Here is a 13,987-nt window from a genome sequence, read left to right on the forward strand (position 1 = left end):
CTTTTATATGTTAAATGGAAACCTAAAATCTGTATCCTGAATTAATTACTTACTTTCAAAAATTTTTTCGGGTCATATTCAAAAAGATTGTGCTCTTTAATGATTTCTGCCACACCAGTAGGCAACATATTTTCCCAACCAGATTTTCCTTCACTAATCATTTTTAGTACTTCACGAGAAAATACTTCAAGGATCTCAGGATTGTAGTCATCAATATCGACCACTTTTCCATTAAATTTAAAGAATTTGTAAAGTTCTTTCATTCTAGGATGTACTTTCAAATTATCAGATGTGATAATCTCCCCGTTTTCTCCTAACATCGGATATAAAAATACTTTCATATCGCGATAAAACAGTTTTCCAAAAGCTTCCAGAATTCCACCACTTAAATGGCGATAGTATTTTTCGTCAAAAATATCTACTAAATTATTTACACCCATTGCCAATCCCATTCGGGCTTTGGTATAATTGGCAAAATATTCCACCACTTTATAATATTCCTGAAAATTAGAAATCATTACCGTTTGGCCTAATGAACATAGCAATTCGGCTCTGTCCATAAAGTCACGTTCGTCAATTTCACCATCCGAACGCAAATTCGAAAGTGTGATTTCAAAAACAACAAGCGTATTATCAACTTCTACTTTATTTTCGTTGAGAAACATTTTTAAAGACTTCTCATACATATCCATATTTACCTTCGTAACAGGACGAAAACTTCCTCTAAAAGCAAGAATATTCTTTTTGTATAAAATGGCAGCAGGAAGTATATTTTTACCTTGAGGATTAAACATTACCGCATCGGTCATGCCGTTTTTTACTAGTTGCAAACTCATCAAACGATTGTCAACATCAGCAAAACGAGGTCCCGAAAAATTGATAGTGTCAATTTCAAGTTGGTCCTTGTCTAAATGATCGTATAAGTAACGTAATAATTTTTTTGGATCATTATATTTGTAAAAAGCACCATAAATTAAATTCACACCAAGAATACCAAGGGTTTCTTGTTGCAAACGAGAATCAGTTTCTTTAAATCGGATGTGAATTATAATCTCGTTATAGTCTTCTTCTGGGTCAATTTGATAGCGAATACCAACCCAACCGTGACCTTTAAATTGTTTGGCAAAATCGATTGTAGCAACCGTATTGGCATAACTAAAGAACATTTTGTTCGGATGTTTTTCTCTGCTCAAACGTCTTTCCATGATGTCCACTTCGTGCCAAAGCATTTTTTTAAGTCTGCTTTCTGTCACGTAACGACCGTCTTCTTCTATACCATATATGGCGTCACTAAAATCTTTGTCGTAGGCTGACATCGCTTTCGCAATAGTTCCGGAAGAACCTCCAGATCTAAAAAAATGTCTTACCGTTTCTTGTCCGGCCCCAATTTCAGCAAATGTACCGTAGATATTATCATTTAAATTGATACGCAGAGCCTTGTCTTTTATAGAAGGGACTTGCTCAATGGCTTTATCACCTTTTAATTTTATTTTTTTTGTATCCATTTTATTTAAAATAGGGCGATTATGTTACAAAGTTAACAAAATAGGTATCTAATGAAAGGATAAATCTTATTTTTGTATAAAAATTAAAGGCAATTGAACGTATATTTTTTAGGTACTGGAACATCGCAAGGAATTCCCGTGATAGGAAGCGAGCATGAAGTGTGCAAAAGCACTGATTCTAAGGACAAAAGACTCCGAGTTGCAGTTTGGGTGCATTGGGAGAATTATTCTTTTGTGATTGATTGCGGTCCTGATTTCAGACAACAAATGCTTACTTCTAATTGTAAAAAAGTCGACGGAATTTTATTTACTCATGAACATGCAGACCACACTGCCGGTTTAGATGATATCAGACCGTTTAATTTCCGGCAAGGTGAAATGCCCATTTATGCTCACCAAAGGGTGATTGATAATTTGAAAAGAAGGTTTGATTATGTTTTTGAAACCATCAATAAATATCCGGGTGCTCCTTCTGTAAAAACAATTGAGGTCGTGAATAATGAGCCGTTTTTTATTGGCAACAAAACAGCGATTCCGGTTAATGTCATGCACGGTAATTTACAGGTTTTTGGGTATAGAATCGATGATTTTGCCTATTTGACAGATGTAAAAACAATTGCGGAAAGCGAAGTCGAAAAATTAAAAAACTTGAAAGTATTAGTGGTAAATGCTTTGCGCGAAGAACCGCATAATACCCATTTCAATTTGCAGGAAGCGTTAGATTTTATAACTTTGGTGCAACCCGAAAAAGCTTATCTCACGCATATCAGTCATATTTTGGGTTTTCATAATGAAGTTCAAAAAAAGCTTCCTGAAAATGTTTTTTTGGCTTATGATACTTTAGAAATCACTATTTAATTAAAATATAAAATGAAAAAATCATTATTTCTTTACCTGTTTATTCTGTCCGTTTTGATGACTATTTTTACCTATATGTTTTTGAGTAAAGAAGTTGCTTTTGAACAAAACAGATATAAAAAAGTAACGACAAAATTAAAAGACAGCTTGACTTCGGTTACTAATAAATTAGCGGAAGCTAATTATTTTTCTTTAGAAAAAAATGAAAATGCACAAAATTATTTTGATTCCGGAAGTGGTGATAAAACAATCCAGTATGAAAAATTAATTCCGGTGGTAACAGAAAAATTGCTGGATTTTAATTCCAATCCAAAAGGAAATCCTTACGTTGGTCAAGACCAAATAGGAGCTAATAAATTCATTATCAACAAAGTTAAAATTCTAAACCACAGATGGATTATTGCTGATTTTAGTGATGGAGAATATTGGGGGGAAGTGTTGTTGAAATATTTTGTAAATGCCGATAAGAGCATTACTTTCGAAGTAAATCAGTCTTTATTATATCAAAAATAAGTTTTATCGCCGTTTATCATATTCATTGAAAAACGGCGACTAACTATTAATTTTCAAGTAGCCAATTTTTAAAATCATAGAAATTCTGAGGCGAGACTCCATGCCCGATCGGGTATTCTTTATATAGGATTTGAATGCCTAAATTTTCTAAAATTACAGGTGTTTTTCTAGCCCATTCCACAGGAATTACTTGGTCAGCAGTTCCATGTGAAGCAAAGATTTTAAGATTATTAAAGTTGTTTTTAAGATAATCTTCCGCTAGAATTTCTAAATTCAAATATCCGCTCATAGCGACTACTTTCTCGATTTTTTCGGGATACGAAAGTGCTACTGCATAACTCAAAATCGATCCTTGACTAAAACCTACTAAGGAAACTTTTGTAGCATCAATAGGATAATTTGCCAGCAATTCATCTATGAAAGTAGCAATCAAATCTCTCGAAATTTTGGCTTGTTCATTATCCGAAAATTTATTTTGATCAGCATCAAAATTTATGGCGTACCAAGCGTAACTTCCGTACTGTAAGTCGTAAGGAGCCCGAGCCGAAATGATATAGTAATAGTCTGGCAATTCAGTTGCAAACGAAAATAAATCTTCTTCGTTGCTGCCGTAACCATGAAGCAAAAGTAAAAGAGGGTTTTTGTCTAATTTTATTTTTGGTTCTCTAATTTTATATTCTAAGGATAAGTTCATTGTAATTTAGGATATGTTTTTAAGCCATTTTTGAAAATAAATTCCCAATAAAGGAACCGGTTTTGTATCTCCTTTTATAGCGCTAAAAATACCATAAGACCATAAAACGGAAATGAAAATCCACATGGGAGCTGATATCATTAAACTGTCAAAATTACTGATGATTAAACCTAATGATATAAAAGTGAGTGTAATTCCCAGTCCTTGGCGAATATGAAAACTGGCAAATTGATTTTTATCTTCGGCGTTCATAGACATGGCTATAAATACGCCAATTCCTAAAATATAACTGGTAATTGCAGCGGTTTTTCCCGTTTCAATAGTATTGTTCATGATTTATTTTTTTAAAACCAATTGGTTTTGATTTACAATTCCGTATACTTTTCCTTTCATTGGATTTCCAAGAAAAGCAGAATTTTTTGATTTTGATAAGATATTTTCTTTTGCAAAAATACTTTCTCCTTCGGGGTTGAATAGTGTTAGGTTTGCTTTTTGTCCCTCTTGAACAGTATTTGTTTCTATACCAAAAGTAGTTTTTCCGAGCGTTAATTTTTCAATTACCGTTTCTAAAGGCAATACCGTCAGCAAAGAACCAAAAGCACTTTCTAAACCTATAGTGCCAAATTTTGCTCCGTCAAATTCCATTTTTTTATGTTCAATATCAATCGGATTATGGTCGGAAGTAATCATATCAATAGTTCCGTCAAGAATTCCTTTGAGTAATGCTTGTCGGTCTGTTTCGGTTCTTAAAGGAGGTGAAACTTTATATCTTGTGTCAAAACCTTCCAGTTTTTCATCAGTCAAAACCAAGTTGTGCACTGCAACACTGCAGGTAACTTTTAGCCCTTTGGCTTTCGCTTCTTGTATTAATGCGGTTGATTTTGCTGTCGAAATAGTTGGCAGATGTAATTTCCCGCCAGTATATTCTAATAGAAATAAGTTTCTGGCGATTTGTAATTCTTCGGCTAAATTTGGAATCCCTTTTAGTCCTAATCGTGTTGAAACAATACCTTCATTTGCTACTCCGTTTCCTTTTATTTTGTCGTCTTGTGCAAAAGCTATGACCAATCCGTCAAAATCTTGTACATATTGCAAAGCTATTTTTAGCAAATTGGCATTATCAATACTTTTGGAATAATCGCCAAAAGCAACTGCTCCTGCTTTTTTCATATCGAATAATTCTGCCATATCTTTTCCTTGACTTTCTTTGGTCAAAGCGCCAATTGGAAAAAGTTGTGTGGCAAAACCATTGGCTTTATTGAGTACAAAATTCACTTGCGACTGATTGTCAATAACCGGGAAGGAGTTGGGTTGTAAAGCAATGGCTGTAAAACCGCTTTGTGCGGCAACATTGAGTCCGTTTGCAATCGTTTCCATGTCTTCAAAACCTGGTTCTCCAAGCGAAACACTAGAGTCAAACCATCCTGTTGAAAGATGTAAATTATCAAGTTTTATCTCGTCACTATTTTCGGTATTAGGAAGTGAAGCACCAATTTTTTCTATGAAACCATCAGTTATTAAAATATCTAAAGTCTGGTTGTGAAAAGGACTTTTTGTGTCGATAATTTTGGCGCTTCGGATGATTATTTTCATGATGATAATTTAATTATTTTGCTAAAGTATACTTTGTTGAACGATAAAATAAAAAGTCAAAAATGGGCTGTTTTCATTTCTTTAAACAACACTAAAATTTTATTTTACAAATCGGATGATTGCCATTTCTGTTGCTAAAAATAACAATGCAAATATAAGAAACCATTTCCAAATTTGATTGTCCGTTCTGTTGGTTTGTATGGTGTCAAAAACACTGGCAATTGAATCAATGATTTTATACTCGGAAACAGCATCTTCATTGGCGGAAGCCAAATTACTTTCGGTTCTGTTATAATTAAAACTGATGTTTTCTACCCAGTCTTTTTTATTGTAAATTCCGTAATTTCCAGCTTGTTCAGGATAATCATTAAAAACAAGTTGCACTTTGTTGTTTAGAATTTGTTGAATAGGAATAAATTGTTCTTCATTACCTTTTACGGTCAAAATTGCATCTTTTGCCAATAAAGCATCCGCAAAATAAGGAGTTGTATTGCCAATCGTGAGTGAATTTATTCCTGTGTTTTGATTGCTCACGGCCATTTTGTAAAAAACAGGAACAATTAATGGAGACTGTTGAAAATTAGAATTAGCTGTATTTATTGATGCAGTAAAAACAAAAACTCCGCCGATTTTATTTTGTAATGCAATCAAAAAGGCACTTTGATCTTCATAAGACAAAGCCGATGGTTCTGAATTTGCTGTTAAAAATGAATTTTTTGTTTTTGGATATTGAAAATTATTAATTTTATTTTCGAAAACGCCACTAAATAATGGATGATTAAAATTGATTTTCGTAATCAGTTTTTCTCTGTTTTCTAATGCTTTGAATTGGATGTTTCCAAAAGATTTCAAAAAAGTATTCGTATTTTCAATCGTTGCCGAAGCCGAAGGAATGACAATCAAATTCCCGCCTTTAGAGACAAAAGAGTTTAAGGTAGTTTGTAAAGCCTGTGGAATTTCGTTTAATTCGTTGACAATAATCGCGTCTTGTTTATCAATGCTGTTGTAGTCTAATGCCGCTAAATCAAAGTTGCTGTAATTGAATTCATCAGGAGTGTAAATTCGGGGCATGAAACGGCTTTTTTCGGCAGTACCAATACTTAAAATGTTGGTTTTTTTAGTTTTAGAAATACTGAAATAGAGTGTGTTATCGTATTCTAAACCTGAATCAACAATAGAAACAAAACCATGAAAAGCTTGTTTGGGAATGGTGAAATTGATGTTTTTTTTCTTGGTTTCTAAAGTTGCGACCGTTTTAGCAATAAGCTTATTTTGATTGTATAATGACAATGAAACAGGTTTTAAATTTTCGCCAAAACCAGTTAATACAACACTTATTTCATAAAAATTATCTAATGTTTGGTGAATAAAAACACTATCAATCGAAATGTTATTTTTTTGTTCCGCTTTTGGAATTATGAAATAAAAAGAATCGTTTTTGTCAATGTTTTTAAGATTTTTTTGCTCTAATCCTACGGCATCGGTTATAATTACAACATCTTTTTTGAAGGGTGAATGGTGTGATTTTATTTGTGCTATCAGATTTTCTAATTGAAATGGCGATGCGCTGTATTCAAGGTTTTGTAACTCATTTTGAATGGTTTTGATATCGGTATTCCAATATTTTTCAGTGTTGGTGAGCAACGAAAAGGTACTGTTTGCAGGAGTTTCTTCGAGTAATTCTTGTACAGCACGTTTTAATAATTCCCCTTTTTTGCCTTTGGCTTGCATGCTGTAGGAATTGTCTAAAATAATGTACATTTCATTGTTGGCATTCTTACTGTCTTTGGCATCAAAAAAGGGTTGTGCAAAAGCAATGATAATACAAGAAAGTAATAGAATTCGACAAGTGAGAAGTAACCATTTTTTTATTTTGGAACTTTTTCTGGTTTGAATAGAAAGTGTTTTCAGTAAACGAACATTAGTGAAATACTCTTTTTTAAAACGTCTCAATTGGAATAAATGCACCAAAACAGGAACAATCAGGAGCAGTAGAAAGTATAAAATTTCGGGATGTTTAAAATGCATTCTAAAGTTTAGTTTACTTCACCAGATTGTATTTTCAATGGATTTCATTGAAATTTATTTTCAAAAATACGAATTTGTATACAGTTTCTGATGATGTTGTTATAATTTTTCAAAGGAACAAACAAATGATATTCGTTATGAATATATTATGTATTTTAGCTTTTCTATAAAATTATACCATTATGAAAAACAAGGTTTTTATTCTTCTTTTAATTTCAATATTTACAACGGTGCAAGCACAAAAAAACACACTCAATTTAATTGTTGGAACGTATACAAATAACTGCGACAGTAAGGGGATTTATGTATATGATTTTGATACTGAAACTGGAGATTTTAATTTAAAAAATACTTCAGAAAACACCGTAAATCCGAGTTATTTGACACTTTCAAAAGACAATAAATTCATTTATTCCGTAAACGAAACCGGTCCTGAAAGTACGGTAAGTGCTTTTGGATTTGATGCTAAAAGCGGAAAGTTAGACTTAATTAACAAACAAAGTTCAAAAGGAGCAGATCCTTGTTATATTATCAATGATGATAAAAACGTGATTGTTGCTAATTATTCAGGGGGGAATATTTCAGTTTTCGGAAAAAATAGTGATGGTAGTTTAACGGAAGCTAAGCAAGTAATACAGCATTTTGGAAAAGGAATTAACACACAAAGACAGGAGGGTCCACATGTGCATATGGTTCATTTTTCTCCGGATAATAAATATGTTTTAGCGAATGATTTAGGAAATGACAAAGTGTATTCTTATGCTTATAATCCAAATGCTGCAACTGATATTTTACAAATAAAAGATAGTTTAGCCGTAAAATCGGGTAGTGGACCAAGGCATTTGACTTTTAGTAAAGACAAAAAATTTGTTTATCTTTTGCAAGAACTTGATGGAACTTTATCTGTTTTTAGTTATGCTAAGGGCTTGTTGAAAAAGATTGATGAAACAACTATTTTGGCCAAAGATTTCAAAGGTACTTTTAGTTCCGCAGACATTCATATTTCGCCTGACGGGAAGTTTTTGTATGCTTCAAACAGAGGTGAAGCAAATGATATTTCTATTTTTAAAATACTAAAAAACGGAAAATTAGAAGCAAAAGGACACATAAGTACTTTGGGGAAAGGACCTAGAAATTTTACGATTGATCCTACTGGAAATTTCCTTTTGGTAGGACATCAATATACGAATGAGATTGTAATTTTTAAAAGAGATAAAGCGACAGGAAGTCTTGCTGATACAGGAAAAAGAATTGCGTTATGCGCTCCGGTTTGCTTGATTTTTGGTAAGAATTAAACACGATTTTCTTATTATAACAAACGATTTTTAATGCAGATTTATAAAAAAAAACTCCTCAACTATTAATTGAGGAGTTTTTAAGTTTTGCAGTATTGTACTTTAATTAGTCATTTACAATGACCCATTCTCCTGAAGACAATAGACTTTCTGCTTTTTTGTATTTCATGCTTTCGGTTTTTCCGGTAGCAACTTGTTTGATTGTAATGGTGTCATTACGGTTTATTTTTGGCATATCTCTAACGATAGTTTCCGTAATTTGACGTTGTTGTGTTTCGCCAGCTTCGTGATTTATAGCTTCACTGTTTGGAATTTCGTCTTTGCTTAATTTGTAATCTTCTTTTTGACGAACTTCTTTAGCTTCTTGAATATTAGGAACGCTTTGAGCTGGTAAATCACCTTTAAACAAGAAAGAAATAACGTCTTTATTGACATTGTCCAGCATTGAACGGAATAAATTAAATGCTTCTAATTTATAAATAAGCAATGGATCTTTTTGTTCGTGAACGGCTAATTGAACCGATTGTTTCAATTCGTCCATTTTACGTAAGTGTTTTTTCCAAGCTTCATCTACAATAGACAACGTGATATTTTTTTCGAAATCAGCAATCAATTGATTTCCTTCTGTTTCGTAGGCACGTTTCAAATCAGTTACCACATTCAAGGTTTTGATTCCATCTGTAAAAGGGACTACGATACGCTCAAATTGATTGTTTTTTTCTTCGTAAACTCCTTTAATAATTGGGAAAGCTTCACGAGCACTTCTTTCCGTTTTTTGAGTATAAAATTCTAAAGTTGCTTTATATACTTTACCGGTCAATTCAATTTCTGATAATTTACTGAACTCACTTTCAGAAACCGGTGAAGTGATTGAAAAGTAACGAATCAATTCAAATTCGAAATTTTTGAAATTATTAGATCCTTTATTTTCATCTACAATCAATTCGCAAGTATCATAAAGCATATTGGCGATGTCTAATTTTAAACGTTCCCCAAACAAAGCGTGACGACGGCGTTTATAAACCACTTCACGTTGCGCATTCATAACATCATCATATTCTAACAAACGTTTACGAACACCAAAGTTGTTTTCTTCTACTTTTTTCTGAGCACGTTCGATAGATTTGGTCATCATAGAGTGTTGAATCACTTCTCCTTCCTCCAATCCCATTCTATCCATTACTTTGGCTACTCTTTCGGAACCAAATAAACGCATCAAGTTATCCTCAAGTGAAACATAAAATTGAGAACTTCCTGGATCTCCTTGACGACCGGCACGACCACGTAACTGGCGGTCAACACGACGTGAATCATGACGTTCTGTACCTACAATTGCTAATCCTCCAGCAGCTTTTACTTCGGCTGATAATTTAATATCCGTTCCACGTCCTGCCATGTTTGTTGCAATAGTAACTACACCTGGTTTTCCTGCTTCTTCAACAATTTGGGCTTCTTGCTTGTGCATTTTTGCATTCAATACATTGTGAGTAACCCCACGCATTTTTAGCATTCGGCTCAATAATTCTGAAATCTCTACAGATGTTGTACCAATTAATACGGGTCTTCCGGCTTTAGATAATTCGGTTACATCTTCAATTACAGCATTGAATTTTTCACGAGTCGTTTTGTAAATAAAATCCTCTTTGTCTTTTCTTGCCATACCTCTGTTGGTAGGGATTTCAACTACATCCAATTTGTATATCTGCCATAACTCACCAGCTTCTGTAACAGCTGTTCCGGTCATACCGGCCAGTTTGCTGTACATTCTGAAATAGTTTTGTAACGTTACTGTTGCAAATGTTTGTGTAGCAGCTTCGATTTTTACATTTTCTTTGGCTTCAATCGCTTGGTGTAATCCGTCCGAATAACGACGCCCATCCATGATACGACCCGTTTGTTCATCAACAATCATGATTTTATTATCCATGATTACATATTCTACATCTTTTTCAAAAAGGGTATACGCTTTCAATAATTGAGTCAAAGTGTGAATTCGCTCACTTTTGATACCAAAATCTTGAAACAATCTTTCTTTTTCTTCCGCTTCTGCGTCTTTGTCTAATTTTTTCTTTTCGATTGCAGCGATTTCTGTTCCAATATCCGGAAGTACAAAAAAGTCAGAATCAGTATCTCCAGAAAGGTATTTAATACCATTGTCTGTCAATTCTACTTGGTTATTTTTTTCTTCAATTACAAAATACAATGCTTCATCAACTTTGTGCATTTCGCGATTGTTATCCTGCATGTATTGATTTTCAGTTTTTTGAAGCAATTGTTTGATTCCTTCTTCACTCAAAAACTTAATCAATGCTTTGTTTTTAGGTAAGCTTCTGTATGCTCTCAACAACAAGAATCCACCGTCTTTTGTGTTTCCTTCTTTGATTAATTTTTTAGCCTCAGATAAGAATCCATTAGCCAATTGTCTTTGCAGTGCCACCAAATTTTCAATTTTTGGTTTCAATTCGTTAAACTCATGACGATCTCCTTGCGGAACTGGACCGGAAATAATAAGTGGTGTTCTGGCGTCATCAATCAATACAGAATCGACCTCATCGACAATAGCATAATTGTGTTTTCTTTGCACTAAATCTTCTGGCGAATGTGCCATATTATCTCTTAAGTAGTCAAAACCAAATTCGTTATTAGTACCATAAGTAATATCAGCATCATACGCTTTTTTTCTTCCTTCAGAGCTTGGTTGGTAATTGTCGATACATTCAACAGTCAATCCGTGAAATTCAAACAATGGAGCTTTCCAAGTGCTGTCACGTTTGGCTAAATAATCATTCACGGTTACTAAATGTACACCGTTTCCTGTCAAGGCATTCAAATATAAAGGCAGAGTTGCAACCAATGTTTTTCCTTCACCCGTTTGCATTTCAGAAATTTTTCCTTCGTGCAAAACCATTCCGCCAATCAATTGTACATCATAGTGAATCATGTCCCAGGTAATTTCTTTCCCTGCGGCATTCCATGAATTCGCCCAAATGGCATTGTCACCTTCTAAAGTAATGTAGGGTTTTGTAGCCGAAAGTTCACGGTCTTTTGCAGTAGCGGTTACTACAATTTGAGTATTGTCTTTAAATCTTCTGGCCGTTTCTTTCACAACAGCAAACGCTTCCGGAAGAATTTCCATTAATGTTTTTTCCGAAATATCGTAAGCTTCTTTTTCTAAAGCATCAATGGCAACATAGATATCTTCTCTTTTGTCGATATCTTCTATTTTCTCCACTTCTAATTTTAATGCCGAAATTTTAGCATCTTTTTCAGAACGGGCTTGTTTTATTTTTTCTTTAAAAAAAACGGTTCTGCCTCTTAACTCATCATGAGATAAGGATTGTAGCGGAGTCTCGAAAGTCTTTATTTTGTTTAAATAAGGTTGTAAAGCTTTGACGTCTTTTTGTGATTTATTACCAACAAAGACTTTAATAATACTGTTTATGAAGCTCATGATTTATTTGTATTTCTGTTTTATATAACTCTGTAAATTTAACCAAAAAAAAAGCCTCTTTTGAGACTTTTTCTTGGGTTATTTTTTAATATTCATCCTCATTCCAAAGATAATCTTCGTCTGTGGGATAATCTGGCCAAATTTCTTCCATTGATTCATATATCTCGCCTTCATCCTCAATAGATTGAAGGTTTTCTACTACTTCTAATGGAGCTCCTGCTCTAATAGCGTAGTCAATAAGTTCGTCTTTGTTAGCAGGCCACGGTGCATCACTTAAATAAGATGCTAATTCTAATGTCCAATACATTTGTTGTCGATTTAGTTTTGTGCAAAAATAAATTTTTTACTGAAAAAGACAAGTAAAAATCGATTTATTTTAATAAAAAGTTAAGAACGTCTTTTTTTGTTTAATGTTTTAGCCTTAAAGTATCAAATTGTAATCTGAAACTATTTTCTAAAACCCTCAACTATTTCCTTGGAATCCATTTGACTTCTTCGGCGTTCAAATCATGAGACAACTTTCGTGCCAACACAAAAAGGTAGTCAGAAAGTCGGTTTAGGTACTTAATTGCGATTTCGGCAACAGGTTCATTATGACTTAAATGTACTGCTAAACGCTCTGCACGGCGGCAAACACATCGTGCAATATGACAATATGACACAGTTTGATGTCCGCCCGGTAAAACAAAATGAGTCATTGGCGGAAGCGCTTCTTCCATTGTATCTATTTCAGCTTCCAATAATTCAATATCAGACTCTACAATGCCTAGTTTTTGCAACCGAAGTTCTCCATTTTTTTTAACCTCTTTTTCCGGAGGTGTAGCAAGAATGGCTCCAATGGTAAATAATCGGTCTTGAATTTCAATTAGAATTTCTTTGTAATGCGCATTCATTTCCTGATCGCGTATGAGTCCTATATAGGAATTTAATTCATCGACCGTTCCGTAACTGTCAATTCGTGCATGGTCTTTAGGAACGCGAGTTCCTCCAAAAAGCGCTGTAGTTCCCTGATCACCAGTTTTAGTATATATTTTCATTTTTGTATGTTTAATAGATTAAACGTTTAACCCAATAAACTATTTTGTAGTATCGCTTTCGATTAATCCATCTCTCAAACGAATAATTCTATTGGCATAAGCCGCGATTTCTTCTTCGTGAGTAACTAAAATAACCGTGTTTCCATTGGCATGAATGTCGCCAAAAAGCTTCATGATTTCAACCGATGTTTTACTGTCTAAATTCCCGGTAGGTTCATCGGCAAGGATGATAGAAGGTTTGTTGACCAATGCTCTCGCAATAGCTACACGCTGGCGTTGTCCTCCCGAAAGTTGGTTCGGTTGGTGATCCATTCTGTCCGAAAGATTTACTTGTTCTAAAACTTCGGTAGCTCTTTTGTTGCGTTCTGATTTAGAAAAACCGGCATAAATCATAGGTAATGCTACGTTATCAAGAGCAGTCGTTCTTGGCAAAAGATTGAAAGTCTGGAAAACGAAACCAATTTCTTTATTTCGGATTTCGGCTAATTCGTCATCTTTCATTTGGCTGACATCTTTTCCGTTCAAAATGTATGTGCCCGAAGTAGGCGTATCTAAACAACCCAAAAGATTCATTAAAGTTGATTTTCCGGAGCCGGAAGGTCCCATCAATGCAACATATTCTCCTTTATTTATTTGTAAATCAATACCTTTTAGTACATATACAATTTCGTTTCCGAGCACAAAATCTCGTTTAATATTGGTTATTTTTATTAGTGGTTTTGCCATCGGAATTTGCTGTTGCAGATTTATGTTTTTTAGATTTTAAAAGTACAAAAGACTTTTGAATTAATCATAAGTAGCTTAAAATACATTTTTGTTACATTTCTCTTGGTGTAAAAAAGGTAGTTTGATATGACTGGATTTGATATGACCGGTTTTTTAAATGGAGACAGACACAATCCTACACTACTTATTTTTATTTCATAATTAACACGATTGTTTTCATAATTTTTGGTTATCTATTGAATATCAGGTGTGTCAAATTACATTTACCGTGGTAATCATTTAAAATT

At 33.7% G+C, this 13,987-nt stretch carries 12 protein-coding genes; 3 read left to right on the plus strand and 9 right to left on the minus strand.

The window, feature by feature from the left end; translation table 11 throughout:
• Nucleotides 1-41: 41 nt before the first annotated feature.
• The gene (locus O6P34_RS08795; protein WP_269684140.1) at nt 42-1,505 is read right to left on the minus strand and encodes a TonB-dependent receptor; all 1,464 of its coding nucleotides are present in this window, start codon (nt 1,503-1,505) and stop codon (nt 42-44) included.
• 93 nt (nt 1,506-1,598) lie between these two features.
• Between O6P34_RS08795 and O6P34_RS08800 the strand changes: the two genes are divergently transcribed.
• Nucleotides 1,599-2,363 carry an MBL fold metallo-hydrolase gene (locus O6P34_RS08800; protein ID WP_269684141.1) on the plus strand — a complete coding sequence of 255 codons (765 nt, stop codon included), beginning with the start codon at nt 1,599-1,601 and terminating at the stop codon, nt 2,361-2,363.
• Nucleotides 2,364-2,375: 12 nt separating this feature from the next.
• Nucleotides 2,376-2,876 carry a hypothetical protein gene (locus O6P34_RS08805; protein ID WP_269684142.1) on the plus strand — a complete coding sequence of 167 codons (501 nt, stop codon included), beginning with the start codon at nt 2,376-2,378 and terminating at the stop codon, nt 2,874-2,876.
• A gap of 46 nt (nt 2,877-2,922) precedes the next feature.
• On the opposite strand, the gene O6P34_RS08810 is transcribed toward O6P34_RS08805, so the two are convergent.
• The 4 genes from O6P34_RS08810 to O6P34_RS08825 all read right to left on the minus strand — a co-directional run bounded on the left by O6P34_RS08810 (nt 2,923) and on the right by O6P34_RS08825 (nt 7,191).
• Nucleotides 2,923-3,570, minus strand: coding sequence for an alpha/beta hydrolase (locus O6P34_RS08810; RefSeq protein ID WP_269684143.1), 648 nt, complete (start codon nt 3,568-3,570; stop codon nt 2,923-2,925).
• Nucleotides 3,571-3,576: 6 nt separating this feature from the next.
• Entirely contained in the window at nt 3,577-3,903 is a 327-nt protein-coding gene (locus O6P34_RS08815) for a hypothetical protein (RefSeq protein WP_269684144.1), read from the minus strand.
• Between the two features lie 3 nt (nt 3,904-3,906).
• On the minus strand, nt 3,907-5,163 hold the full coding sequence (locus O6P34_RS08820) for a dihydroorotase (RefSeq protein ID WP_269684145.1): 1,257 nt from the start codon (nt 5,161-5,163) through the stop codon (nt 3,907-3,909).
• A 99-nt stretch (nt 5,164-5,262) separates the two neighbouring features.
• Nucleotides 5,263-7,191, minus strand: a complete 1,929-nt coding sequence (locus O6P34_RS08825) for a vWA domain-containing protein (protein WP_269684146.1) — start codon at nt 7,189-7,191, stop codon at nt 5,263-5,265.
• Between the two features lie 182 nt (nt 7,192-7,373).
• Here O6P34_RS08825 and O6P34_RS08830 point away from each other — a divergent pair, with 182 nt between their 5' ends.
• Entirely contained in the window at nt 7,374-8,486 is a 1,113-nt protein-coding gene (locus O6P34_RS08830; protein ID WP_269684147.1) for a lactonase family protein, read from the plus strand.
• A 106-nt stretch (nt 8,487-8,592) separates the two neighbouring features.
• Here O6P34_RS08830 and secA read toward each other — a convergent pair whose 3' ends face one another.
• From secA to O6P34_RS08850, 4 genes are all read right to left on the minus strand, one after another.
• On the minus strand, nt 8,593-11,937 hold the full coding sequence (secA, locus tag O6P34_RS08835; protein ID WP_269684148.1) for a preprotein translocase subunit SecA: 3,345 nt from the start codon (nt 11,935-11,937) through the stop codon (nt 8,593-8,595).
• 85 nt (nt 11,938-12,022) lie between these two features.
• Nucleotides 12,023-12,244: a DUF2795 domain-containing protein gene (locus tag O6P34_RS08840; RefSeq protein WP_007138072.1), complete on the minus strand. Its 222-nt coding sequence runs from the start codon at nt 12,242-12,244 to the stop codon at nt 12,023-12,025.
• Between the two features lie 160 nt (nt 12,245-12,404).
• The gene (locus tag O6P34_RS08845) at nt 12,405-12,974 is read right to left on the minus strand and encodes a cob(I)yrinic acid a,c-diamide adenosyltransferase (RefSeq protein WP_269684149.1); all 570 of its coding nucleotides are present in this window, start codon (nt 12,972-12,974) and stop codon (nt 12,405-12,407) included.
• Between the two features lie 39 nt (nt 12,975-13,013).
• The gene (locus O6P34_RS08850) at nt 13,014-13,700 is read right to left on the minus strand and encodes an ABC transporter ATP-binding protein (RefSeq protein WP_269684150.1); all 687 of its coding nucleotides are present in this window, start codon (nt 13,698-13,700) and stop codon (nt 13,014-13,016) included.
• Nucleotides 13,701-13,987 lie beyond the last annotated feature (287 nt).

The organism is Flavobacterium lacustre (genome assembly GCF_027474525.2).
Taxonomy (GTDB): domain Bacteria; phylum Bacteroidota; class Bacteroidia; order Flavobacteriales; family Flavobacteriaceae; genus Flavobacterium; species Flavobacterium lacustre.